Raw genomic sequence first — 24,731 nt, 5'->3', positions numbered from 1 at the left:
CAAAAGTAACAGTAAATCGCCTTTTACAAAACGTGTCGCGAACGACGGCGGCGCTGGATCCTCCGCTGCAGCCAGAGGAGGCCGAGTAGTGCTCCCACCGCTGCTCCCACCGCCGGTAGGCCCCGCACTCCCGTCAGCAGCGGGCTTGACTCGGCGACCGCCCGGACCTGGGTGTTCGGACCGTCGAGATCCTGCGGAAGAGGCGCACCCTGCGGTACGGGGACCTGTGCGGCGGCGGGGAAGGGGCCCGCCGGCGGCAACTGGAGCTGGGGCCCGGCCCCGAGACCGGGCATCTGACCCGCCCCCGCCATCCCCGTGGAACCCGGCGGCACCTGCTGCGGTACGCCCGGCATCTGCCCCATGGGCAGCGGCGGTACCTGCTGCGGCACCATCGGTGCCTGGCCACCCGGCGGCTGCGCCATGGGCACCTGCTGTCCCGCTCCCGGGAAACCGGCCCCCGGGAAGCCGGGACCGACCGGCCCGCCCACTTCCCGTCGCGGCGCACCAGGCCGGCCTGCCTTTCCCTGCCCGCCTGCCCCCGGATGGCCCGGAAGCATCGGCTGCGGCTGCGCGCCGAGCTGACCGGGCGGGACGAGCATGCCCTGACCGAGCTGACCAGGCGGGACGAGCATGCCCTGGCCCGGCTTACCCGGCCGGCCAGGCATGCCCTGACCGGGCTGGACGAGTTGCCCGGCCGGCCACTGAACGGCCCCCGGGTAACCAGGCCCCATCGGCGCCACCATCGGGCGGCGCGCTCCGGGCTTGCCGATCATCGTCTGGCCGCCTGCCGGATAGCCGGGTCCCACGGGCGCGAGCATCGGTCGGCCCGCCCCCTCGCGGCGCGCGCCGGACCGGCAGGCCGCCCGCCGCTTCCCGGACATCTTCCGCCCGGCCGCCCCGCGTCCCGCGTGAGTCCCCACGGCCGGATGGTTCCGGCCGTTTTGCCGCTGAAGGAGATGTTGCTCAGGTGTTCTCACCGGCTGCGGTGCGGCGTCGGCCGGGCCATGGCCGGCCACACCGCCGTTCGTCCCCGGTGCGGTGCCCGGAACGGCGGCGTCGGCGGGAAGCCGCGTTCCCGGCCGTACCGAGCCCTCGGGAGCCACCGGGGCCGAGGGATCCACCGGGGCCGAGGGGGCAGCCGAGGCCGAGGGGGCAGCCGAGGTCGAGGGGGCAGCCGAGGTCGAGGGGGCAGCCGAGGCCGAGGGGGCAGCCGAGGTCGAGGGCACGGCCGTGCTCCCGCCCACACCCGCCACGACCGAACGCGGCGCCTCGGGGACCGACGTCTTTTCCAGAACGTCGAAAAGGAAGGCCAGCGTGCGCTGCTCGGCCTTCTCCGCCTCCGACGCGCCGGGGGCGATCTTCGGAGCCCAGCCCCGCTCCCCGACCGCCTGGGGAGCGTTGAGAACCAGGTCGGCGCCACCGAACGCCTCCACGCCCGCGCGCGGATCCGCGGGCCGGGCCGGCGGGGCATCTCCCAGATGGATCCTGGAAGGGCCGGAGATTTCCGGGGCACCGGAGCCGCCACGCGAGGGCGACGCCCCGGCACTCACCCCGGAGACGGACCCGGGCATCTCCCTCTGGGCACGGGCGAGCTCCGGGCTCCCGGCGGCGCCCCGGATCTGCGGTGTCACCGCGCCCGGACTCCCGGCAGTGCCTCCGACGGTGCCTCCGACGGTGCCCCGCACCTGCCGGGTCACCACATCCGACCCCTTGAGCGCGCCCTGTCCCTGCTGCACCGTCTCCCCAGCGGGTCCGCGCATCCGGGCCATCGCGGTCAGCGTGATGTCCCGCGGACGCTCCGGCGCGGCGAGCAGCACGTCGACGAGCCCGCCGCCGTCGGGCAGGTCACCGACCGAGCAGACCGCCGTCCCCTTGGGAAGCGGGGTCGCGGGCCCGGTCGCCACCGGACACTCGATGCCTCTGAGGGCGTCGGCGGGGGTCGTCACGACCGCCAGCCGCGCGCCGGTGCCCGGCCCTCGCAGGCGGATGCGGAAGCGGATCACCTCGTCGGCGCGGCTCCACCGCGCCCACGTACCGGGGGCGGCGGCCAGGTCGAGGGGCGACTCGGCCGGCTCGGCCGGCTGGGCGGCGTACACCCCCGAGGCACCGCCGAGGATGAGCACCCCCGCTCCGACCGCCGACACGAGCCGAGTACCACGCCACCATACGGTCACCGCATATCTCCGTTCCCCGGGTACGGACACGCGACATCGCCACGTCCAGTAGCAGTTATGTCACGGTGCGGAGACGATCAATCCTTATTGAACCGACCTTGCCCATCGTTGAGACGACCTTGTACCGCCCGCACGATTGGAAGGTCCGCGGGCAGCCACGCCACGTCGTAGAGCTCGTCCATCTCCAGCCAGCGCAGATCCAGGTGCTCCCTGGTCTCCGGCCTGCCCTCGGCGATCACCGCGAACCAGACCCGCAGGACGTAGCCGCCGGCGAGCGCCCAGTCGCCGCCGACCCGCTCGCCCACCTCGATCAGTACGCCGAGCTCCTCCTGGCACTCCCTGACCAGCGCCGTGTGCTCATCCTCGCCGGGATCGACCTTGCCTCCCGGCAGCTCCCAGCCACCGGCCAGCTCGGGAGGATCGGCGCGCTGGGCGGCGAGCAGCCTGCCCTGGCCATCGACGATGGCGGCGCCCACAACGACCTTTTCCGTGACTCCTCCGCTCCCCGAGGAGAGCGGCTTCTCGCTCCCCCGGCCGAGTTGGGCGATGGTCAGAACACCGGAACCGTAACAGGAAGCGACTCACCTGCCGGGTAGGCCAGGCCGTCCCCTCGCCGAACATGACGCCCCCGATTCTGTCAGCCCTGCTCCCTCAACTTGAGTTGCTCCAGGATCTGGGGGTGTTGCAGCGGTCGGGTGAACCCCACGATCCCGGTGCGTTCCCGATAGGTGGTGACCTTGATCGGCCCGCAGAGCCGGCATCTCGCCTCGACCATCTTGCCCGGCGACACCACCAGGCCCACGTGCCCGGGACGGTCGGGGCCGGTGCCGGGACCCGAGTTGAAGAAGACGAGATCACCCGCCTGTTCCTGCCCCGCGGAGACCTGCACACCGAACGGCCACTGGCCGAACGTGGTCCGCGGAATGGTCAGGCCAACGCTCCGGTAGGCCATGTAGATGATCCCCGAGCAGTCGTAGCCGGCGGGCCCGGTGCCGCCCCAGATATAAGGCTTGCCGCGCTGGGCCAGCGCGTACTGCAGGATCGCGGCCACCGTACCTGTCGGCGCCGCCTCCAGCATGGGTTCGTCGCAGCTGTCGTCCGCCTCGGGCGGGGTGGCGACCTCGCCGTCCTTGGCGTACTTCTCGGCGATCTCCATGACCTGGTCGACGTACCACCAGGCGCGGTTGTAGACGAACAGCGAACGCCGTACGTTCTCCGGCGCGCCGTTCCGCTTCAGCATCTTCGCCGCGCCTAGGATGGCGTCAGCCGGGTTGTACACGTCGGCCCAGCCGTCTCCGTCGCCGTCGGAGGCGTAGCCGTTGAACGTGGACGGGATCTTGATCTTGGCCTTACCGCCCCAGGTGCTGATGAGAAACTGCATCGGCCCGGCGGCGCCCGCGTAGTTGACGCCGCTGCGCACGCCGGGGAGCGTGGAGCGTCCGTGGTCGGTCTCGCGCTTGCCGACCCCGGCGAGCACGTTCCACTGCACGCCGACCTTCTGTCCGTGCTCGCGGTAGAGCTTCAGGTACTCCTCGGGGATGTCGGACGTCGCGGTCTCCGACTCGTCGCCCACCGTCTGGACGTTCTTCCCGCAGTCGGGTTGCGCCTGCCCGGTGATGGAGGGGAACGAGGGGAAACCACTGATCATCATCATCGGCGCCATGATCAGCGTGATCATGCAGAGTCCGGCGACTCCGAGGACCAGCGCGAGGCGGAGGTGTCTGTTCTCCCTCATGAGATTCCGCCGTTCATCCGGCCACGCCGGTCTCGGAAGGCTGTTCGTCTCCCTCCTGGCCGGAATCCGCCGGCTGGAGGTCGTGGACCCGCCACTCGGCACCGACCTGGATGAGCGTGACGGCGTACTCCGCGGTCCTCTCGTTCACCCCGCTCTTGGCCGTGACGTTCTGGGTGCCGACGACCACGAACACCACCGAGGCGCTGTTGATCTGCCGGATCTCCTTCACCCGCGCCGCGCCGACCGAGACGACCTCGTCGGCCCTGTTCGCCTCGACGGTGCCCGGCGAGGTGACCGTGCGCAGCAGCACCCCGGAGAACTCGGCCGTGGTGTAACCCTTCAGGCGGTCGCCGTAGACCGCCGGGTCCTCGTCGTAGCTGAACGTGCCGTACTCGGCGGTGAAGCGCTGCGCGTAGTCGGCGGCGGCCGCCAACTCCTGCTTGGTCATCGGCAGGTAGGAGTAGACGTCGAAGGGCGCGTTGCTGGCCGTCGCCTCCGGACGCGTCGGCTCCGCGACCGGCTCCCGTCCCGATGCCACGGTACGGGTGGCCCCCGCGGGCTCTGTCAGGTTCTCCACCCCGTCGCCCTCCGGCCACATGGTCAGGTAGACGCCGACCGCTGCGAGCACCGCGACCAGCACCGCGAAGACGACTCCCCGCCGGCTGCCTCCCTCGGTCAACGTCAGTCCCTGTCCGGGTTGGACGGGCGGAGCCAGAACGGCGGCGGCTCACCGGCATCACCACCGCGCTCCGCTCGCCTGGTGATCCAGAGCGGTGGCGCCTCGGACGACCTGCCTCCGGCGTCCCGGTTCCGCGAACCGCCGGAGGAACTCCGCGAGCCGCCGAAGATGCTCTCGCCCGACCTCGAACCGCCCGAGCCCTTCGGGCCCGAAGAGCCGCGGGAGGAGTTGCCGTTACGCGACCCCGAGCCGGAGCCGCCTCGCGAGGAGCCGCCGAAGATGCTGCCGCCCGACCGGCCGCCACCCGAGGATGGCGCGGCGGGCCTGACCGCCGAGGGGCCGGACGATCTGCCCGCCGAGGACGCCCCGTTGCCCGAGGAGCCGCCCTGCGGCGCCCAGCCTCCCGACGAGCCGCCGAACCAGCCGCCGGAACCACGTCCCGAGGACCCTCCGGACCTGGTGGGGGGCGCGCCACCGCCCGTACCGGCACCGGACAGGTTGAGCGGTGGCGCCGCGCCCGGGCGTGCCGCGGTGACCGGGCGTCCGGTGCCCTTGCGCCGCCCCGCCGCCTGGGAGTCGGTGTCAAGCGGCGCCGGTTGCGCGCCGACCGGGACCCGGGTGCCCGACGGGGTGGCCGGCGTGGCGCCGTCCTCGCCGCGTCCCCTGCCCTGGGCGACCGTGGCGGCGGCCGCCGCGCCGACGGAGGCTCCGCCGGCCATCGCGGCCGCCTGGAGCATCGGCTCCGCCTTGCGCATGCCCCAGCGGCCCACCCTGGCCGCCGCGACCGGCGGCAGCGCGGACGCGGCCCGCTGCAGGGTCGGCGCGGTGGCCGCGTCGCCGAGCATCCGGGTGGTGAGCGTGTGCCCGTCCATCGAGGCGAACAGGTGCTGGAAGGGCCGCCGGTAGAAGAACACGGCGATCGTCAGGATCGCCATGAACATGACCTGCATACCCCATGGCATCGCGGTGGAGATGATCAGCGCGTAGCCGTACACGAGCACGCCCAGGACGAGGGCCAGCACCGCCTGTCTGAGCAGTGTGCCGATCAGCATCTCCACCCAGCGCATGGCGATGATCCGCCCGGACCCCGGATGGACGCCGATCAGCAGGAAGACCGGCGCGAGGATCAGCAGCAGCAGGAACCCGACCTTGAGCACCAGCAGCGAGACCGCCACCAGGAAGATCAGTAGCCCCGCGACCACCGCGGCCATGAAGGCGCCGATCGCGACCCCCAGCCGGTTCGTCCAGTCCTTGCCCTGGAAAAGGGGGAAGATCGGCGTGTTCTGCAGCTTGTCGGCGACCTCTGTCTCGTATCGTGCCTGGTGAAAGCCCGCTTCGGGCGCCTGCTGCGCCTTCAGCTCGGCCGCGTCGATCGTCTGGATCTCCAGCAGTTTGGCGCCGAACACCTTGATGACGGGGGCGTCGGCGTCGGCCGTGCCGAACTGGCCCATCAGCCACGGCTTGCAGACCAGGGTGGACCAGAGCGCGTCGGAGTTCTGCTCGACTCCCGGCACGCCGCTCTGGCCGTATCCACCGCCCTGGACCTGCGGGTTGGCGTCGCCCTTGGCCGGCAGGCAGGAGGTGCCGCCCGCACCGGGCAGCCCGGAGAAGGCGGAGTTGACCACCTCGCCGGTCTTGTCGGTGACGACCTTGCCCAGCCCCGTGAGGTCTCCGGGGCGGCTGAAGAACCAGACGGCCACGGTGACCGCGAGGACCATCCAGATGACGCCCTCGGCGGTGGTGGTGGCGCGCTTGCGGATCAGCCCGTACCAGGCCAGCCAGACCGCGCCGAGGATCACCAGCGGCCGCAGGTACGGCCAGTACATGGCGTCGGCCAGGCGGACCACGATGTCGTCGACGACATTCTTGATCGACTCCAGCGGCCCCTCGGTGGCGGCCGCCTGGTAGGTGGTGATGGTCAGCCGGTCCAGCGCCTTGGCCCACAGGAAGACCGTGTTGGCCATCGCGTTGCCCATCACCGCCGCGATGTCGTCACAGCCGAGCTGGTGGGTGTGCCAGAACTGGCCGCTCATGCCGTAGGTCGCGTAGTTGCCCTGAACCGCGGGAACCTCCGCCTGGGCACCCGGCTGCGCGGGGTCCGGGACCGGCGGCTTGATCAGGCCGTCCACACCTCCCGCGACGATGTCAGGGGACAGGTCGGGTGACATGTCGCAGGGCGCGGCGGCGACGGCCGTGGACGCCTCGTCGGGGAACACCATTGGCAGCGCGAGGAACGCGGCCAGTGCCACCAGCCCGATGGCGATCCGCCTGCCCAGCCTTCCCCTGCGGGAATCCCTCTTGCGAGAGCCCTTCATGACCGCACCTCCAGCGCCGCAGCCCCCGGCCCATCGACTCTGTCGCCCCCAGGGAGATCATGCACTTTCTCGTCGGGTTTGTCGTGGGTAGGGTTCGTATCCAGCCAGCGCAGCAGCTCGTCCGAGATCAGGTCCACCCCGATACGGCCTGCTCGGCCGTCCAGATCCCGGAAGACGCACTCACCGTTACCGAGCGAGCGCAGCACCGCCTTGTGCTCCTCGGACGCCTCGACACCGAGCAGCGCCATCACGTGCTCCACCTCGACCCGCTCGGTGGAACGGAACGCGAACACCGAGGAGAGGCAGTTCGTCACCTGCTCGCTCAGCAGGTCACCGGCGTTCTGCGAGACCAGGACCAGCGCCGTGTTGCGGGAGCGGCCCATCCTGCTGACCTCGGGCACCAGCTTGGCGCCCTCGGGAGTGGAGGTGATCGCCCATGCCTCGTCCAGGAAGATCGCCTTGGGGGTCCGCCGGTCCAGGCCGTTCATCAGACCCCGCGCGAACTGCGCGACGAGGTAGAGCAGCGCCACCGACAGCCGCTGCTCGTAGGAGTAGTCGTCGCGGCCGGTGGAGGCGTCGGGCAGCGTCAGACCGCCCAGGGTGAAGACGGTGGTCCAGCCCTCGGTGTCGATCTGGTCGCCGCCCGAAGGGTCGAAGCAGAGCCTGGCCAGATGCATGTCGGACATGGAGCGGAGCACCGCGCCCAGGTTCTTGGAGGCGGCGTCGTCCGTCTGCTCCAGGAAGTCGACCACCTTGCCCAGCGACGGGTCCTCGGCGTTGGAGACCGCGGCGACCGCCTGGATCATCGCCGACTCGCGCTCCTCCGACATGCGCGGCAGCAGCAGGCGCAGGGTCTCGGTGGCCATCGTCTTCTTGGCCGCGAGGTCGTCGCCGAAGGAGAACGGGTCGAGCAGGCCCGGTGCCGCGGAGCCGAGCGGGATGATCCGTGCCTTCCTACCCCGCTTCCGCAGTAGCTGGACCAGCGAGTCGGCGTCGCCCTTGGGGTCGATGACCGCGACCGTCACTCCGCGCAGCGCCATCTGGTAGATCATCAACAGCGCCAGCGTGGTCTTGCCGCCGCCGGGTTCGCCGGTGATGGCGATGGCCGTAGGCCGGTTGCGCGTCGCCGCCACCAGCGGGTCGAAGTGCACGATGCTGCGCGCCCGGCCCAGGGTCTCCCCTACGTACGGGCCCATCCAGCCCGAGCCGCCCTCGTCCGTCCGGTCACCCAGGTCGACGGTGGCGGTGGCCATGCCGCCCGCGATGGTGCGCAGCGGCTGCCGCTGCGCGTAGGCGTTGACCCTGACCCGCTCGCCCGGCAGCGTCTCGCAGAACAGCGAGAACTGGTCGCCGGTGGAGTTGACGATGTCGATGCCCATGTCGCGGTAGTGCTCCACGACCGCCTCGACCCGCTGCACGCAGATCTCCTCGGTCGGGGCCGACACGATCAGCCGGTGCCAGCCGTACACGAACGGCAGGCGCTCCTTGGTGATGCCGTGCTCCAGCATCCGGGCCGCGTCGATCTGCTCGGCCAGGGCCAGCGGCGCCTCCGCCCCGGCCTCGCGGATGTGGATGTCCATGTCACGGGCGTGGGCGAGCTGGCGCGCCACGTCCTTGCTCGCCTTGACCGGCGGGATCAGCCGCATCCTCGAACTGATCTCCACCGGGAAGGGCAGCTGGTCGGCGAAGTGCATCCAGGGTTCGCCGTCGGGGAAGGGCATCAGGTCGGGGAAACGGGCGAAGGACATGTGCGCCACGTAGGAGTCACCGTGCGGCTGCTCGATCCGGAGCAGCGCCCTGCCGTTGTGGATCTGCCCCTCGACCAGGGACTCGATCTCCCCCTGTCCCCACCGCCGCTTGGGGCTGGCCGAGGCCGGAGGGTCGCCGAGGGAGCCGGTCGTGGCGTGCTGGAACAGCCAGGCGAGCTCGACGGAGCTGGCGTGCCTGGCGTACAGGGCGCTGGCCGACAGTGCCCTGCCCAGCCGCTCCGCCTGCTCGGACCACTTGGCGATCTCCGCCTTGGGGACATGGTCGTCCTCGATGCCCAGGGCCTTCTCGCTGCGCTGGTAGAAGCCGAAGAGCTGGGAGAGGACCCCGGTGCCCAGTTGCCTGCCGCGCGTGCCGAGCCGCACCCCGAGATAGACCTCCTTGGTCCAGAAGTCCTTGGCCCAGACGTGCCGGTACATGTCCTCCAGGTAGTCACGCCAGCCGGGGCCCTCGTCGGAGGTGGCGTTCAGCGCCATCGCCCATTCGGCGGCCGGGTAGGTGCGGTGCGCCACCCGCAGGTGCACCTCGGCGTCCGGCATCCGGATGGCGGCCAGCGCGATCGTGATGTTGGTGGCCAGCGCCTCCCGCTCCTCGGGAGTGATGAACTCGTAGCTCACGGTGGGAAGCCTGAAATAGGCCCAGACCGACGAGTCGGTCAGCAGGATCCGGTCGTCGAAGTACCGGACGGCGAGGCGGCTGCGCGCTCGGGACGCACGGCTCACAGGCCCTCCCCCACCGGTCGTACGGCCCTGCCCGCACGCCTGCCCGTGCGGCCTCCGGCCCACCCGCTCACCCGCACCTCGTCACGCCCGTTCACCACGTCTTCTCGCGCCCGGGGGATCACTGAGCTAGTTCCTCCTCGCTGGGTCGACCCGCCTGCACCGTTCCGAAGCCCGCCACCACGACACCCGCCAGGGCGAGGTACGCCCGGCGGCCCGGCGCCCTCAGGTGGGACGGTTCCACCCGATCGGCCCTGCCGGGAGCCAGCGCGTCCTCCCAGGGGACCCTGACGATCGCCCGGCACCTGCCCCGCGCGACCGCCTCCGCCTGCTCCACGTCCTCCATACTGCGGCGGCTCACCCCGTTGACGACCATGACCGCCCGGTGGCGGAGGTCCGCGCAGCCGTGCCCGTCGAGCCACTCGTAGGTCATGGCCACCGCGTCGGGCCCGTCCTCACTGGCCGGGACGACGAGGACGAGCTGATCCGCGTAGGGGAGCACCCGCGCGGCCAGGGCCGCCGCCGGGTCCATGACGATCATCTTGTAGTACCGGTCGAGCGTGTCCATGGTCTGGCCGAGCCGCCGGTCGGAGAAGAGCGTGCGGTCGGACAGGCGCTGCTCGGCACCGGCGTCGGTGTCCCCGGCGAGAACCTCCAGCCCCGAGGCACAACGGCTGGTGTAGGCCCGCATGCCCAGGTATCCCTGGACGTTGTCGAGGCCGGCGAGCAGGGAGCTCAGGGTCTCGGGCGACTCGCCCTGGATCCGGCTGGACAGGGCGTGGGAGCCGGTGCTGGCGTCGACCGCGAGAATCCGGTCCTCCCGGTAGCGGGCGAGGGTGTGGCCGAGCATGAGCGCGGTCGTGGTCTGCCCGGCGCCGCCGGTGCAGCCCAGCACCACCACCCGGCGGCTGCCGCTGAACACCGCCCTGGCCCGTGCCTCGTCGATCTCCGAGCCGTCCGTACGGCCGCCGCCCCCGGGTCCGATCACCACCTGGGCCAGCCGCCGCCAGCCGCCCGAGGAGTCCCTGCCGACCACCGACTCCACCCGGCGGACCCTGGCCCCCGCCTCGCCGGCCGAGGAGGTGGGCACCGGCACCACGGGGGCCACCGGATCGGCCTTCGCCGTTCCCGAGGGGACCGCGCGGATCGACATGCCGGCACCGGTCTGGACGCCGGTGTCCCCTGGGATGCCGGGACCTGCCTGCGTCCCGGCGGGCCGCTCGGGCGGCCATGCCTTCGAGGCGTCGGCCGCCCGGCCGATCGGGGTGGGCCGCCCTCTGCGGTGCTGGCGCCGGGCGCTCCTGTCGTCCGGCGAGAGTTCGGCCGCCTCAGCGTCACGGCGTCCGGCCGGCGCCGGTCCGACGAACCTGGGCACGAAGGACGGAACGGCCGGGGCGGAGGGCTTCTCCACGGGGTCGGGCACGACGGCCGGCCTCTCGGCGGGCACCGTACGGCCCTTGGCGGGTGTCTCCACCCGGGCCGGCTCCGGAGCCGAGGGTGAGGGCGGCGGCACGGCCGGGGCCTCGGGACGGTCCCGGACGGGAGAGCGCGAGGCGGGCACGGAGATCTCCGGAGACACCTCGGGCTCGGGTGGGGTGGGCGGGGCGGCGGCGCGCTGAGCCTCGGCGGAGGCGGCGAGCCTGCGCAGCCGCCGCAGCGCCTCGGTGCTGATCGGAGCGGCCGGAGCCTCCGCCGTGTCCGCCGTGTCCGGCGTGCCGGGCGTCGCCGGAGTGCCCTCGGCGTGCTCCCGTGCGGGAGCACGGTCCCACTGGGCCGCGGGCCGGTCGGCGGGAGCGTCGGCGATCGGCCGCGAGGGCGGACCCGGGACCGGCGTGTCCGGCGGGGAGGTGACGGTCTCGGCCGGAGCCTGCTCCGGTGACACGACGGGCAGTGAGGCGCGGGGCACCGCGGACAGGACGGGGACGACCGGGGCCGGCTCGGCGGCCGTGGTCTGGGCGAGGGCCGGGGCGGTGCCCTGACGGAGTGCGCGAGCCTCGCCCCAGGCGACGCGCTCGCGGGCGACCGGGGCGGTGGCGGCGGCCGCCGCCGCCGCGGCCACGGCAGGCCGCACCTCGCGCGAGCGTGCGGCGGCGCGCTTGGACTGGGCGTGGCGGGCCTTGCGCGACGCCTTGACCCGGACCGAGGCGGGCCGCGGCGCGGCCCGCCAGATCCGGCCGTTCAGCGCGATCTCGGCGGGCTCGGAGATGGGAGCCATCCGGCACCAGGTGCGCGGCTCGCCCACGTAGCGCATCTGCGACTGGAGCAGCTCGGTGAGCCGCTTGCTCTCGATCACCGGCCGGGTGGAGAGCCAGGTGACCACACCGGGCGGCACCAGGTAGAGCACGTGCCAGGGGGCCGCGAAGGGCAGGCCGAGCAGGTAGAGCAGGAGCGACCACGGAGCCAGCACTCCCACGAACCCACCGATCCAGACGATCGGGAGCGGCGTCGGCAGCCGTAGGTCGTACAGCTTGTAGAGCCGCTTCTCGATCCTCCAGATATTGGTGTACGTGGGCAGGTCCACGTGATCCTCCTCTCCGCCTCTCCTTGTTTGACCGTTTGGAGGCGGTCTCAACCCCCCGAGATGCCCAGTGCGCCCGCGATCGCCTTGGCAGTCACCTCGATGATGTTCGGCACGTAGAAGATCACTCCGATGGCGATCGCCAGGATGATGAACTGAACGAACCTGGTGATCTCACGGGTGAAGAGGAAGAAGAGGGCCACCACCGAGACGATGACGAGGAAGAGCGGTGCGAAGAAACTGCGGAGGAAGTCAGCGAGGCCTTCTGTGTTGACGCCTGCCGGAGGGGCTGTGGGCTGAGCGAACTCCATGGCGCTCAGCAGCATGGTCTTGATAATCACTTCTTGTCCTCCGTACTCACGATCGCGGCCCCCGGGCGGCGACGGGCCCGCGACGCACTCGCGCGCGAACCCGAACCGGCGGCTCGTCGATCAGGGGGGGTCTGCTCACCGTGGACCGGCACCATTCGATCATGCGTTACCTCGCCACAGATCGATACGCACCACGAATGTCCTTGACGAACCACTTGTCGCCTTGCTTGACCACGGTGAGCAGGTAGGCCTGCTCGAGCTTGCCTTCCATCTGGCCGGGATCCGCGGGTTCCGGGTCGGTGGACTGCCTCGCCTTTGACGGCACACCCCACAGGACCGTCGCGGTCACCTCTCGGGTGGCTCCCCCTCCGAGGGGCACGGCGAGTTCTTTGAGCTGCAGGAAGGTGAACGCGCCGCCGAATCCCTCCAGGGTGATCCCGGCGTCGGCGTAACGCTGCAGCGAGGCGGTGTCGCTCGCCGCGTAGGCCTTGAAGAAGTCCTCCATCGGGGTGCGCAGCTCCTGCTCCGCGGCGCGGTCACGCTCGGGTGCGGCCTTGGGCGGCAGGGCGGCCGCCTTCGGCGCCGGCAGGATGCCCGGACGCCCCGCGACGACGAACCTCTTCGTGGACCGGTCGTGGTAGACGGGCACCGACAGCAGCTGGCGGCGGTTGTCCGACTGGTAGAGGACGGTGACGACCGCGTTGTCCGCGTCGACGACCTCGATCCCGTACGGTTGCACCGCGCCGGCGCTCATCCGGCCGAAACCGTCCCAGCCGAACTGCGGCTCCGTGCCTTCGGGCAGGTAGGGGGCGAGCCGCGACCTTCTCTCCTCAAGACGGGCCCCGTCGAAGTTCAGGTAGACCTCGGCGAACTGGGTCGCGAAGGCGGACCCCTGGGCGGTGGGGAACCCGCTGTCGGAGGCGGGCGCCGCGCCCGAGGGGGCGTTCTGCTGGGTGAAACGCTCGAAGGGCGCGCGGACCCCGTTCACCACGATGACGACTATCAGCGCCCAGAGCACGGCGCGGCCGGTCCACACCAGCCAGCGACCGCCTCCACCGGACCAGCGGCCCCGCGACGCGCCCCGCCCGCGCGCCGGGGCGCGGCCGAGATCGGGGTCGTCGGGAAAGTCCGGGTATGCCGACAGCTCAGGGTCGCCAGCGATCCGGGGATCACGCTGGACCGTCGACCTTCGAGCCATCACGCCTCCGCTCGCGTCAATCCTCGGCCGCACGGTGTCGTATCGCCGCCAATCCCGTCGGCCATGGTGACGCACTTACTCTAGCCGCCCCGCCGATTCTTCCAGGAAAGCCACGCCTATGCTGCAGGCATCGCGATGACTGAGCAAACCCGGTCTGGAACCCCGTCGAGACCGGCGATGCCGCCGATGCCCGATGAAAAGTGCATTACCCCTGGCCAACGCATGGGTCGATTACTCAAACGCCACGCATTGCTAACTGGACGGTTCCCGGACTGTCGCGACCTGCGCATTTAACCCGAAATACGTCACCCAGTGTCACAACCCCACGGAATGGCCTCGTTCCCCGGTCCGAACAACGACCGGGCCGCGAGGGCGCCCACCGGCGCGTCGGCTTTCCGCTCGGTGCGACCTCCGATGCCGCCGGGCCGAGGAAGCCGTCGCCCCGGTCCGGCATTTTGACGATCATCGGCGGACGACCGGGCGGACGTGACGCGGCCGCTTTCGGCCGAGCCGGCCGGGCGAACCTCGTACGACAGGAGAAGGCCCCCGCTCGATCGGGCGAGCGGGGGCCTTCCGGGCGATCGGTCAGACGTTGAAGCGGAACTCCACCACGTCGCCGTCGCGCATGACGTAGTCCTTGCCCTCGATGCGGGCCTTGCCGGCCTGGCGGGCGGCGGCGATGGAGCCGGTCTCCACCAACTCGACGAAGGAGACGATCTCGGCCTTGATGAAGCCGCGCTGGAAGTCGGTGTGGATGACGCCGGCCGCCTCGGGGGCGGTGGCGCCCTTGGGGATCGTCCAGGCCCTGGTCTCCTTGGGGCCGGCGGTCAGGTAGGTCTGCAGGCCCAGGGTCTCGAAGCCCACCCTGGCCAGCTGGGCCAGGCCCGACTCCTCCTGGCCGACGGACTGCAGGAGCTCCAGCGCCTCGGCGTCGTCGAGCTCGACGAGCTCGGACTCGATCTTCGCGTCGAGGAAGACGGCCTCGGCCGGTGCGACGAGCGCCGAGAGCCGGGCCCGGAGCTCGGAGTCCGTCAGCTCGTCCGCGTCGAGGTTGAAGACGTACAGGAAGGGCTTGGCGGTCAGCAGGTGCAGCTCGCGCAGCTCCTTCGGATCGATCCCCGCGCCCTTGGCGCCGGCGTACAGGGTGGTGCCGCCGTCGAGGAGCTTGAAGGCCGCCTCCGCCGCGTCAAGCGCGAACCTACGATCCTTGTTGGTCCGAGACTCCTTCTGGAGGCGGGGAATCGCCTTCTCCAGGGTCTGCAGGTCGGCGAGGATCAGCTCGGTGTTGATCGTCTCGATGTCGCGCCCGGGGGCGACGTCGCCGTCCACATGGGTCACGTCGGGGTCGCCGAAGACCCGGATGACCTGGCAGATCGCATCGGTGTCGCGGATGTTGGCGAGGAACTGGTTACCCCGCCCCTGTCCCTCCGAGGCACCGCGGACCAGCCCGGCGATGTCCACGAACTCCACCTTCGCCGGCAGGATCCTCGCGGACCCGAAGATCTCGGCCAGCTTCTCAAGACGCGGGTCGGGAACGCCGACGATGCCCACGTTGGGCTCGATGGTGGCGAACGGGTAGTTCGCCGCCAGGGCGTTGGCGGTCTTCGTCAGCGCGTTGAAAAGCGTTGACTTGCCGACGTTGGGCAATCCGACGATGCCGATGCTCAAGCTCACGTGAGCCGAGTTTACGCGGAATGCCCCACTGCTAACCGCCACCGGCAGGTCACAGGGTGGTGGACATCCTCTTCGGGCGCCCGCCGCCGGTGGTCCGGCACCGATCGAGGCCGTCCGGGCGACTCTCCCCGGTTCGGCCAGGTTCGGAGACGATGCCGCGGCTCCCGGTCCGGCCCCGGGCGCCTTCGGAAGGCGTGTCGGCGCGCCAGAAGTGATCGGGCCTGGAATCATGCCGGGGTGGACGTCATGGCGCTCTCCTTCCAGCTCGCGGTGGGCCTCGCCGCGGGGCTCGCGATCGGCTTCCTGCTGGGCCGGGCGCGCGCCTCCTCGGGAGCCGCCGACGTCATCGCGCGCCTGGCCGACGCCGAGGCCCGCGCGAAGATCGCCGAGGAGAAGGTCGTCTACATCGAGGAGCAGCTCTCCGAACGCTTCCAGGCCCTGTCGAGCCGGGCGCTCGATGTCAACAACCTGCGGTTCCTGGAGCTGGCCGAGACGAGGCTGGCCGCCAACCGGGTCGAGGCGGCCGGTGAGCTGGAGCAGCGCAAGCAGGCGGTCGAGCACCTGATCGAGCCGTTGAAGGACACCCTGGCCCGCGTCGAGACGCAGCTGCGCGACACGCAGACCGGCCAGCGGGCCGCCCACGCGGAGTTGGCCAAGCACATCGACGTCGTCCGCGAGAGCAACGAGCAGCTCCGCGCCCAGACGAGCTCCCTGGTACGGGCCCTGCAACGCCCCGAGGCCCGGGGCCGGTGGGGAGAGCTCCAGCTCCGCAGGGTCGCCGAGATCGCCGGGATGCAGCGGTTCTGCGACTTCGACGAGCAGGTGAGCGTCACCACGCCGGACGGCGTGTTACGGCCCGACATGGTGGTACGGCTGGCCGGCGGCAAGAACATCGTGGTGGACTCCAAGGTCTCCCTCGCCGCCTACCTGGAGGCCGCCGAGTCCGCCGACCCCGGCCACCAGTCGGCCCGGCTCGACTCCCACGCCCGTCACGTGCGCGAGCACGTGGACCGGCTGGCCGCCAAGACCTACTGGCAGGCGTTCAACCCGGCACCGGAGTTCATGGTGCTGTTCATCCCCGGCGAGGCGTTCCTCGCCCCGGCGCTGGAGCGCGACCCCGCCCTGTTGGAATACGCCATGCGGCGGCGGGTCCACATCGCCACCCCCACCACGCTGATCACCATGCTCCGCACCGCGCAGTACGCCTGGCAGCAGGCCGCGCTCAGCGAGAACGCACGGGCGATCTTCGAGGTCGGCAAGGAGCTGTACGAGCGGCTGAGCAGCATGGGACGTAACGTCGACGCTCTGGGCCGCTCGCTGAACCGGGCCGTGGAGTCGTACAACAGGACCGTCGGCTCGCTGGAGACCCGGGTGCTGGTGAGCGCGCGCAAACTAAACGATCTGGGACTGGTCGAGACCGATCTGGACAGGCCGCAGGCGGTCGAGGACCTGCCACGCGCACTGACCTCGCCGGAACTGCTCGCGGAAGAGGAGCCAAGCTCGCCTCTCGTATCCCGCCTGAACGGTAGGTTGGCCAACGACCTGCCCTGAAACTGTTCTCCCAAGGCGCCGACGGCCGGACACTGGAGGCGACGGGGTTGACGACGTGGGGTCCGAGGTCATGGGGAGCGAGTGGTGGACGAGCGAGGCGGCCTACAGCCGGCCGGCGGGGTGATCGTATGAGTGAACTTGGCCGGACCACCGGCGGCGTCCGGCTGACCGTCCGGGGCGCGCTGGCCCTCGTGCTGGCGTCCACGCTGGTGGGCAGCGTGCTGCAGGCGCTGTTCGGGGTGGCGGCGCTGACCGGGGCGGCGTTCGTGGCCGGCTGCGTGGCCGCGGCGGCGCTGGTGAACCGCAGGGACCTGCTGACGCTGGTGGTCTCTCCGCCCCTGGTCTTCTTCGTGACCACCGTGCTCATCGAGGCGGTCCGTTCCCTGTTCGCGTCCACGCCCGTCCAGGCCTTCGGCCTGGGCATGTACACCGCGCTCTCGCAGGGTGCCCCGTGGTTGTTCGGCGGCTCGCTCCTGGTGCTGGTCATCGCCTGGCGCCGCGGTCTGACCCACTGCGTCCGTGAGCTGCGCGACGAGCTCAGAGCCGGCAAGGCCTCCGTTCCCGCGCCGAGGAGCGGCGAGGGCGCCTTCGCCCCCGAGCCCGAGGGGTACTTCGAGCCCAAGGTGTACGGCACACCGCGCGAAGGCTCCTGACCGGCTGTGGCCTGCCGCGACGGGCCGGGCGCGGCACCGTGCCCGTAGCGGCGGCGGAACCCCTCGAACAGCGGTACGGTCAGGCCGTGACGCGCAGGTCCTTGCGCAGCTCGTGCGGGAGCGCGAAGCGCACGCTCTCCTGGACGGACTCGACCTCCTCGACGTCCTCGAAGCCATGCCTGGCGAGGCGGGCCAGGACTTCGGTGACGAGCTCCTCCGGCACCGAGGCGCCGCTCGTCACGCCGACCGTGGTGACACCGTCGAGCCAGGCGTCCTCGATGAACGCGGCGTCGTCGACGAGGTAGGAGGCGTCGGCCCCGTGGTCGAGGGCGACCTCGACCAGCCGCTTGGAGTTGGAGGAGTTCTCCGAGCCGACCACGATGACCAGCTCCGCCTGTGCGGCGATCTCCTTGACGGCGACCTGACGGTTCTGGGTGGCATAGCAGATGTCGTCGCTCGGCGGGTCGATCAGGTTCGGGAAGCGCTCCTTGAGACGGGAGACCGTCTCGACCGTCTCGTCCACGGAGAGCGTGGTCTGCGACAGCCAGACCAGCCGCTCGGGGTCCTTGACCCGCACGGCGCCGACCGACTCCAGACCGTCGACGAGCTGGATGTGGTCGGGTGCCTCGCCCGCGGTGCCCTCGACCTCCTCGTGACCCTCGTGGCCGATGAGGAGGATGTCGTAGTCCTGGGAGGCGAAGCGCCTGGCCTCGTTGTGCACCTTGGTCACCAGCGGGCAGGTGGCGTCGATCGTCTTGAGGCTGCGCCGGGCGGCCTCCTGGTGGACCGCCGGAGAGACGCCGTGGGCGGAGAAGACCACGATGGCCCCCTCGGGCACCTGCTCGGTCTCCTCGACGAAGATCGCTCCACGTGCCTCCAGCGTCTTGACCACGTGGGTGTTGTGGACGATCTGCTTGCGGACGTAGATCGGGGCACCATACTGCTCCAACGCCTTCTCCACGGCCTGAACAGCACGATCGACCCCCGCGCAGTAACCGCGGGGCTTCGCCACCAGTACGCGTCGGGTCGCGGAGGTCTTGGAAGTCATGCTCTTATGCTACGTGGAGACGCCCGCGAGACAGCCCATACGTCCCACAAGCTCATGCGGCACAGTCTTGCCACACTAGCCTTTCTCGATACAGACCTCCCAGGGAGACGATATGTCAGTCCCCGACATGATCCGCAATGTCACGCAGAAGGCAAAAGATCTGCCGCTGCACATGCTGCAGACCGCACTGAGCGGGATGGGTCAGGCCCTGCTCCTCGGCGACCGCGTACGGTCCAAGATCAAGGGGACCTCCGGCCAGGGAGAAGAGCCCGGCGAGTCCCGCGAGACGCTCGGCGGCCAGTCGGCGGAGACGGGTGAGAAGGCCGCGGAGCAGGTGGAGAAGCCCGCCCGCCGCGCACCCGTCATCTTCGCGCCGCGCCCGGAGAAGGCCGCGGACACGGCGACCGCCGCCGAGAGCAACGGCGCCAAGACCACCCGCGAGCCGGTCATCTTCAGCCCCGCCAAGCCCAAGGCCGCGGAGCCCTCCGCCACCGAGGCGCCCACCGAGGCCGCCACCGAGGCCGCCGAGACCAAGCCCGCCGAGGCCCCCAGCGCGGAGCCCTCCACCACCGAGGCACAGGCCGCCAAGGCCCCGATCCCCGCGGAGACCCCGGCCGCCGCCGAGCCGGAGGCCGCGGAGGCCCCCACCACCGAGGCGAAGGCCGCGGAGACCCCGGCCGCCGAGGCGAAGGCCGCGGAAACCCCGGCCGCCGCCGAACCGGAAGCCGCCGAAACCGCCACCGCCGAGCCGGAGGCCGCGAAGGCCCCCGCCGCCGAGGCGAAGGCCGCCGAAACCGCCGCCGAGGAGAAGCCCGCGGAGACCCCGGCCGCCGAGGCCCCCGCCGCGAAGAAGCCCAGGGCCACCCGGGCCAAGCCCAAGGCCACCGAGCCTGTGGAGCCTGTGGAGGCTGTGGAGTCCGAGGCCACCGCCCCCAAGGCCGCCCCGAAGGCCAAGGCGACCAGGGCACGCAAGACCGCCAAGACCGCCGCCCCGGCGACCCCGGTGGCGGAGAGCGATGCCCCCGTCGAGACGCCCGCGGCGGTGAAGGTCGAGGTCGAGCGGGTCGAGACCGCGAAGCCCGAGAGCACCGACGCCGCGGCGGTCGAGGTGACGGAGACCAGGGTCGCGGCACCCGAGACGGCCGAGCCGCTGCCCGGCTACGCGGGGCTGACCGTCGCGTCGCTGCGGGCGCGGATGCGGGGCAGGACGTCCGAGCAGATCCAGGAGCTGCTCGCCTACGAGCGCGCCACCGCAGGCCGCGAGGCCGTCGTGCGGATGTACGAGAACCGCCTGGCCAAGCTGGAGGCCGCGGAATAGTCGCCTCCGGCGCGTAGGCTCCCGGCCATGAGTTCGAACACCACCCCTGAGCAGCCGCTCCCGGTTCGCACGGTGTTGCAGATGGTCGGCGGCTGGATCGGCAAGCTCGGCACCGTCTGGGTCGAGGGGCAGATCACCGAGCTGACCGCCCGAGGCGGCACGGTGTTCCTGACGTTGCGTGACCCGGTGGCCAACGTGTCCGCCCGGGTCACCTGCCCGCGTGGTGTCTACGAGGCGACCGTCCCCCGGCCGGTCGACGGCGCGAGGATCGTGGCCCACCTGAAGCCCGATTTCTGGGTCAACAAGGGCTCGTTCGCGTTCACCGCGCTGGAGATGCGGCCGGTCGGGGTGGGCGAGCTGCTGGCGCGGCTGGAGCGGTTGCGCCGGTTGCTCGCCGCCGAGGGGCTCTTCGGCGTCGACAGGAAACGCCGGCTGCCGTTCCTGCCGGGCACGGTCGGCCTGATCTGCGGCCGGGACTCGGCCGCCGAACGCGACGTGCTGGAGAACTCACGGCGCCGCTGGCCGGCGGTGCGGTTCAAGGTCGAGCCGGCGGCCGTGCAGGGGCCGTACGCGGTCGGCGAGGTCATCGAGGCGCTGCGCAAGTTCGACGCCGACAGCGAGGTCGACGTCATCGTGGTCGCGCGGGGCGGCGGATCGATGGAGGACCTGCTGCCCTTCTCCGACGAGGCGCTCGTCCGGGCGGTCGCGGCCTGCCGCACGCCCGTGGTCAGCGCGATCGGCCACGAGCAGGACAACCCGCTGCTCGACCTGGTCGCCGACGTGCGCGCGTCCACGCCCACGGACGCGGCGAAGAAGGTGGTGCCGGACGTCGGCGAGCAGATGACGCTGATCCGCCAGCTCAGGGACCGGGGCCGCAGGGTGGTGGGCGGCTGGCTGGATCGCGAGACGGCCTGGCTGGCCGCGGCCCGCTCCCGCCCCTCCCTCGCGGACCCGGTCCGTGAGATCGAGCGCAGGGCCGAGCAGGCCGAGCAGCTCAGGGACCGGGCCCGACGTTCCCTCACCGGTTCCCTGGACCGCGCCGCCGATTCGCTGGAGCACCTGCGCGCCCGGCTGGTCTCGCTCTCTCCCGCCGCCACACTGGAGCGCGGCTACGCGATCGTGCAGCGTCCCTCGGGCGATGTCGTACGGCTCGCGAGCGAGGTCTCCCCCGGCGACGAGCTGACCGTGCGCTTCCCCGACGACCGGGTGCGGGTCAGGAGTGATCCCGCCAGGTGAGCGAGGGGTAGCCGTCGTCGACGAACCCCAGCTGCCGGTAGAGCGACTCGGCGTCCGAGGTGGCGTGCAGGTCGACCCTGCGGACCCCGCTGTCGCGGTACCACTTCAGGAGGGCTCCCATGATGGCCCGGCCGTGCCCCCTGCGCCGGTGGCGCGGGTCGGTGGTCATGCCCTGGACGTAGCCGTAGCGGCCGTCGGGAAGGCTGGGGCCGGGAAACCGCTCGAAGATGAGGCCGATCCCGCAGGCCGCCAGTCCCCTCTCCGGGGAGTCCACCACGTAGACGGCGGTGTCGAGGCTGCCCAGCCGCTCTTCGAGGCTCTCGGCGTAGGTCTGCTGCCACTCCGTCTCGATGGGGAGGTTGCCGTCCCTTGCCATCCGGTCGGCCAGGATCTCACGAAGGCGCACCAGCTCGGGGATGTCCCCGGCGGTCGCGTCACGAACGTTCACCTGGGCATTCTCCCAGCCGTGCTCCCCCGCGGAGCGACCGGGGAGGCACCTTGTCGATCACGCCGTCGCGGGGGGCGCCTCGGCTCCCGGTACGGCACGGCGTCATCGGGTGGGCGTCACGATCTAAGGTGGGGTGCGTGGCCGATGAGAAGAGACCGTCGTACGAGCAGGCGCGCGAGGAGCTGACCGAGGTGGTCCGCAGTCTTGAGGCGGGCGGACTCACCCTGGAACAGTCGATCGAACTCTGGGAGCGCGGCGAGAAGCTGGCCGCGGTCTGCGAGGAGTGGCTCCAGGGTGCCCGGGTGAAGCTCGCGGCCGCCATGGCCCAGCGGCGGCACTCCGACCCGGCCGGAGAGACCCCCTTCTAGGTCCTGTCCCGCGCTAGGAGTCGTTCCTCGGCTGCTGCTTGAGGGAGCCCGCCAGGGTGGACAGCTCGTCCCAGGGGGCGGTGCCGGTGACGACGATCGTGACGTCGGGCAGGAACCGTACGAGGGCGCGCTGGTTCTTGTCCTCGCGGACGCGCTGCTCCCAGGTCACGCCGTCGATCTGGACGGTACCGGTGACCGTGGAGGTGTTGGAGAGCCTGCCGGCGAACTCGGCCGCGGGCTTCTCGTCGCTCTGGGCGAGCATCGCGTGGAAGCGCTTGGCGGTGGCGAAACCGAGCTTCCAGGTGGTGGCGCCGTTCTCACGGGTGCTCCGGGAGCTGTTCGGGATCCACCCTGCGGCGACGGGCTCGGGGGCCCACATCTGGAAGGGCGCCGTACGGCGCAGATCGGCCAACGCTATCGAGTAGTCGACCCTGGGGATGTGCTCGGTCCTGCTCTGCGGTGTGACCAGCAGGAACAGGCCGACGGCGGCCAGGCAGATCGCCATCGCGACCACATAGCCGTAAAAGCCCTGAGTGAACCTTCGCACGACTGTCGACACTATCCGTTCAGGGAGGTGGTCCGCCCTCAGGGGCGGCGGATCTGGGCGATGATGGCCAGCACGTCCTCGACGAGCGCCCGTGAGGCGTCCTCGTCGTCGGACAGGGCGACCTCGGAGACCGCGGCGGCGAGCGCCCCGGTGAGGACCACGACCAGCGCTCCCTCGTCACCCTCGAACAGGGCGGCGTTGCGCTTGGCCCACTGCCGGAGCCGGTCGCGCACGATGACCTCGAACCCCGGCGGCCCGTCACCGCGCAGGAACAGCGCGGAGATCTCCCGCTCGGCCAGGCAACCCTCCAGGTAGGCGCGGGCCCCGGCGATGAACAGCCGCATCGGGTCGCTCTCGCCGGCCGCCCTGGCCTGGCCGACCGCCTGCTTGGTCCGCTGGGTCTGCCGGGCCTGGAACTCGTCGAAGAGCGTGAGGTAGAGGTCGGCCTTGCCGGAGAAATGATGGTAAAGACTTCCGACGCTCGCCCCCGCGCGGGCGACCACGTCGGTGACCCCGGTCTCGGCGAATCCGCTTGTGACGAAAATCTCCCTGGCGGCGGACAGCAACGCGGCGCGCGTGGCGGCCCCCCGCTCGGAGGTCCGCGCACCCACGCCTTTCACCAGCCGTTCCGCGTCGCTGCTCATGGTGGGCACATTATCCTCCGCCGACCGGTCAGAGGGGCGCCAACTACGATCGTTGCATTAGCCACGAGAGGGGTTTCCCACCATGTCTGATCAGACGTCCGTTCCTGCCGCCCTTGCCACGGGCGAGCACGCCCCTGATCGAAACCTCGCCCTGGAGTTGGTCCGGGTCACGGAGGCGGCCGCGATGGCCGCGGCCCGCTGGGTCGGGCGGGGTGACAAGAACGGCGCCGACGGCGCCGCGGTCAACGCGATGCGCCAGTTGATCAACACGGTCTCGATGCGCGGCGTGGTGGTGATCGGCGAGGGCGAGAAGGACAACGCGCCGATGCTCTACAACGGCGAGCAGGTGGGTGACGGCAGCGGCGCGGCGTGCGACGTGGCCGTCGACCCGATCGACGGCACCCGGCTGACCGCGCTCGGCATGCCCAACGGGATCTCGGTGATCGCGGTCAGCGAGCGCGGCTCGATGTACGACCCGTCCGCCGTCTTCTACATGGACAAGCTGGTCACCGGTCCCGAGGCCGCCTCGTCCGTGGACATCAACGCACCGGTGGCCGACAACATCGCCGCGGTGGCCCGCGCCAAGGGCGGCGAGCCCTCGGACGTGACCGTGGTCATCCTCGACCGGCCCCGCCACGAAAAGATCATCCGGGAGATCCGGGAGACCGGCGCCCGGATCAGGCTCATCACCGACGGCGACGTGGCCGGTGCGATCATGGCGGCCCGGGTGGGCACCGGTGTCGACCTGATGCTCGGCATCGGCGGCACGCCGGAGGGCATCATCGCCGCGTGCGCGCTCAAGTGCCTGGGCGGCGTCATCCAGGGCAGGCTCTGGCCGCAGGACGACGCCGAGCGCCGCCGGGCGCTGGACGCGGGCCTCGACCTCGACGCCACGCTGAGCACCGACGACCTGGTCAGGTCCGACGACGTGTTCTTCGCGGCCACCGGGATCACCGACGGCGAACTGATGCAGGGTGTCCGTTACCGCGCGGGGCGGGCCATCACCAACTCCCTGGTCATGCGCGGCCGTTCCGGGACGATCCGGAAGATCGAGAGCGAGCACCAGCTCTGGAAGCTGCGGGCGTACAGCGCGATCAACTTCGACAGCGCCAGCTGAGGACCGGCACTGGAACCGGTGTCGTCCGGCATCCCGGAACGGCATCGGAACCGGAGCCGGAGGTGACCTCAGCGGCGGAACCAGGGTCGGCGAGGACGTTTGGGGGACTTGGCCACGATGTTCCCGAGCGTGACGACGCCGGTGATCTCGATGACCGGGCCGTCGGGCGCGCCCGGGGGGACCTGGTTCTTCTTGCCCCCCATGAAGGACGAGGCGGGCATCTCGATCCGCACGCCCTCGGGGACGATCAGGGTGAGGGTGCCGCCCATCACGGTGACCTGCAGGGTCACCCGGCTGGACTGGAGCAGCGCCTCGCACAGGTCGAGCTTGACGTTCGCGCAGATCGCGGTGGCGGAGAAGTGGGTCGGCACGACCCAGCGGCCCGAACGCTCCTCGGAGCCGAAGAACGCCGTCACCGGACGGACGTCGGTGCGGAGCGGCTGCGCCTCGGGCGGCAGCAGGTCCGTGGTGAGCGCGGAGAGCTCTCCCAGGGTGCGGGCGCGGTAGACCGCCTCGACGCGCTCCTCGTACTCGTCGTGGTTCAGGCGCCCGTCGGCGAGCGCGTCGCCCAGCACGGCGGCCACCCTCTCGCGGTCGGCGTCCGCCGCCCGTAGGTCGGCGGGGGCAGGTTCACGATTGCGACGGCGGTTCGCGGGCGGGCGGGGACTCTCCACCCCTCGACCCTAATCCCTGCTGGGCCGCCCCGAGCGT

General features: G+C 71.3%; 21 protein-coding genes. 6 read left to right on the top strand and 15 right to left on the bottom strand.

The genetic code is table 11. The annotated features are described in order from the left end of the window. Positions 1-23: 23 nt before the first annotated feature. The 10 genes from AB0K21_RS17575 to ychF all read right to left on the bottom strand — a co-directional run bounded on the left by AB0K21_RS17575 (position 24) and on the right by ychF (position 15,090). Entirely contained in the window at positions 24-2,144 is a 2,121-nt protein-coding gene (locus AB0K21_RS17575) for a hypothetical protein (RefSeq protein WP_364151027.1), read from the bottom strand. A gap of 107 nt (positions 2,145-2,251) precedes the next feature. After that, on the bottom strand, positions 2,252-2,650 hold the full coding sequence (locus tag AB0K21_RS17570; protein WP_343976163.1) for a (deoxy)nucleoside triphosphate pyrophosphohydrolase: 399 nt from the start codon (positions 2,648-2,650) through the stop codon (positions 2,252-2,254). Between the two features lie 161 nt (positions 2,651-2,811). After that, on the bottom strand, positions 2,812-3,909 hold the full coding sequence (locus AB0K21_RS17565) for a bifunctional lytic transglycosylase/C40 family peptidase (RefSeq protein WP_343976160.1): 1,098 nt from the start codon (positions 3,907-3,909) through the stop codon (positions 2,812-2,814). A gap of 13 nt (positions 3,910-3,922) precedes the next feature. After that, positions 3,923-4,588 (bottom strand): hypothetical protein, encoded by a 666-nt coding sequence (locus AB0K21_RS17560; protein ID WP_343976157.1) that lies wholly within the window; start codon positions 4,586-4,588, stop codon positions 3,923-3,925. 2 nt (positions 4,589-4,590) lie between these two features. Then, entirely contained in the window at positions 4,591-6,903 is a 2,313-nt protein-coding gene (locus AB0K21_RS17555) for a type IV secretion system protein (protein WP_364151022.1), read from the bottom strand. Continuing rightward, positions 6,900-9,392 carry an ATP-binding protein gene (locus AB0K21_RS17550; RefSeq protein ID WP_343963864.1) on the bottom strand — a complete coding sequence of 831 codons (2,493 nt, stop codon included), beginning with the start codon at positions 9,390-9,392 and terminating at the stop codon, positions 6,900-6,902. The genes AB0K21_RS17555 and AB0K21_RS17550 overlap by 4 nt, the downstream gene beginning before the upstream one ends. A gap of 118 nt (positions 9,393-9,510) precedes the next feature. Then, a complete protein-coding gene (locus tag AB0K21_RS17545) occupies positions 9,511-11,910 on the bottom strand; it encodes a TcpE family conjugal transfer membrane protein (RefSeq protein ID WP_364151018.1) in 2,400 nt (799 codons plus the stop codon). Between the two features lie 47 nt (positions 11,911-11,957). Then, positions 11,958-12,233 (bottom strand): hypothetical protein, encoded by a 276-nt coding sequence (locus tag AB0K21_RS17540; RefSeq protein WP_037970213.1) that lies wholly within the window; start codon positions 12,231-12,233, stop codon positions 11,958-11,960. Positions 12,234-12,384: 151 nt separating this feature from the next. After that, positions 12,385-13,416: a conjugal transfer protein gene (locus tag AB0K21_RS17535; RefSeq protein WP_343977611.1), complete on the bottom strand. Its 1,032-nt coding sequence runs from the start codon at positions 13,414-13,416 to the stop codon at positions 12,385-12,387. 585 nt (positions 13,417-14,001) lie between these two features. Next, positions 14,002-15,090: a redox-regulated ATPase YchF gene (gene ychF, locus AB0K21_RS17530; RefSeq protein WP_343977614.1), complete on the bottom strand. Its 1,089-nt coding sequence runs from the start codon at positions 15,088-15,090 to the stop codon at positions 14,002-14,004. A 246-nt stretch (positions 15,091-15,336) separates the two neighbouring features. Here ychF and AB0K21_RS17525 point away from each other — a divergent pair, with 246 nt between their 5' ends. Both AB0K21_RS17525 and AB0K21_RS17520 read left to right on the top strand, forming a co-directional pair. Then, the gene (locus AB0K21_RS17525) at positions 15,337-16,641 is read left to right on the top strand and encodes a DNA recombination protein RmuC (protein WP_343977889.1); all 1,305 of its coding nucleotides are present in this window, start codon (positions 15,337-15,339) and stop codon (positions 16,639-16,641) included. 128 nt (positions 16,642-16,769) lie between these two features. Next, positions 16,770-17,294, top strand: a complete 525-nt coding sequence (locus AB0K21_RS17520) for a DUF6542 domain-containing protein (protein WP_343977617.1) — start codon at positions 16,770-16,772, stop codon at positions 17,292-17,294. Positions 17,295-17,373: 79 nt separating this feature from the next. Here the strand turns inward: AB0K21_RS17520 and AB0K21_RS17515 are convergent, their stop codons facing one another. After that, positions 17,374-18,342: a 4-hydroxy-3-methylbut-2-enyl diphosphate reductase gene (locus AB0K21_RS17515; protein ID WP_343977619.1), complete on the bottom strand. Its 969-nt coding sequence runs from the start codon at positions 18,340-18,342 to the stop codon at positions 17,374-17,376. A gap of 112 nt (positions 18,343-18,454) precedes the next feature. On the opposite strand from AB0K21_RS17515, the gene AB0K21_RS17510 reads away from it, so the two are divergent. After that, positions 18,455-19,660, top strand: a complete 1,206-nt coding sequence (locus AB0K21_RS17510) for a hypothetical protein (protein WP_364151012.1) — start codon at positions 18,455-18,457, stop codon at positions 19,658-19,660. 27 nt (positions 19,661-19,687) lie between these two features. Continuing rightward, positions 19,688-20,896 (top strand): exodeoxyribonuclease VII large subunit, encoded by a 1,209-nt coding sequence (gene xseA, locus AB0K21_RS17505; protein WP_343977625.1) that lies wholly within the window; start codon positions 19,688-19,690, stop codon positions 20,894-20,896. Here xseA and AB0K21_RS17500 read toward each other — a convergent pair. After that, entirely contained in the window at positions 20,874-21,344 is a 471-nt protein-coding gene (locus AB0K21_RS17500; RefSeq protein ID WP_364151008.1) for a GNAT family N-acetyltransferase, read from the bottom strand. The genes xseA and AB0K21_RS17500 overlap by 23 nt on opposite strands. 137 nt (positions 21,345-21,481) lie before the next feature. Between AB0K21_RS17500 and AB0K21_RS17495 the strand changes: the two genes are divergently transcribed. Then, positions 21,482-21,712, top strand: coding sequence for an exodeoxyribonuclease VII small subunit (locus AB0K21_RS17495; RefSeq protein WP_030910800.1), 231 nt, complete (start codon positions 21,482-21,484; stop codon positions 21,710-21,712). 13 nt (positions 21,713-21,725) lie between these two features. On the opposite strand, the gene AB0K21_RS17490 is transcribed toward AB0K21_RS17495, so the two are convergent. Together AB0K21_RS17490 and AB0K21_RS17485 are read right to left on the bottom strand one after the other, a co-directional pair. Then, positions 21,726-22,259 carry a DUF4245 domain-containing protein gene (locus tag AB0K21_RS17490; protein ID WP_343977634.1) on the bottom strand — a complete coding sequence of 178 codons (534 nt, stop codon included), beginning with the start codon at positions 22,257-22,259 and terminating at the stop codon, positions 21,726-21,728. Between the two features lie 38 nt (positions 22,260-22,297). Continuing rightward, positions 22,298-22,903, bottom strand: coding sequence for a TetR/AcrR family transcriptional regulator (locus AB0K21_RS17485; RefSeq protein WP_343977637.1), 606 nt, complete (start codon positions 22,901-22,903; stop codon positions 22,298-22,300). Between the two features lie 82 nt (positions 22,904-22,985). Between AB0K21_RS17485 and glpX the strand changes: the two genes are divergently transcribed. Next, positions 22,986-24,020, top strand: coding sequence for a class II fructose-bisphosphatase (gene glpX, locus AB0K21_RS17480; RefSeq protein ID WP_343977640.1), 1,035 nt, complete (start codon positions 22,986-22,988; stop codon positions 24,018-24,020). Between the two features lie 68 nt (positions 24,021-24,088). Here glpX and AB0K21_RS17475 read toward each other — a convergent pair whose 3' ends face one another. Continuing rightward, positions 24,089-24,694: a DUF1707 domain-containing protein gene (locus AB0K21_RS17475; RefSeq protein WP_364151002.1), complete on the bottom strand. Its 606-nt coding sequence runs from the start codon at positions 24,692-24,694 to the stop codon at positions 24,089-24,091. Positions 24,695-24,731: the final 37 nt, after the last annotated feature.

This window comes from Streptosporangium sp. NPDC049248, from assembly GCF_040678965.1.
Classification (GTDB): Bacteria; Actinomycetota; Actinomycetes; order Streptosporangiales; family Streptosporangiaceae; genus Streptosporangium; species Streptosporangium fukuiense.
Note: the sequence above shows the minus strand (reverse complement) of the source record. Positions and strands in the feature narration are given on the sequence as shown.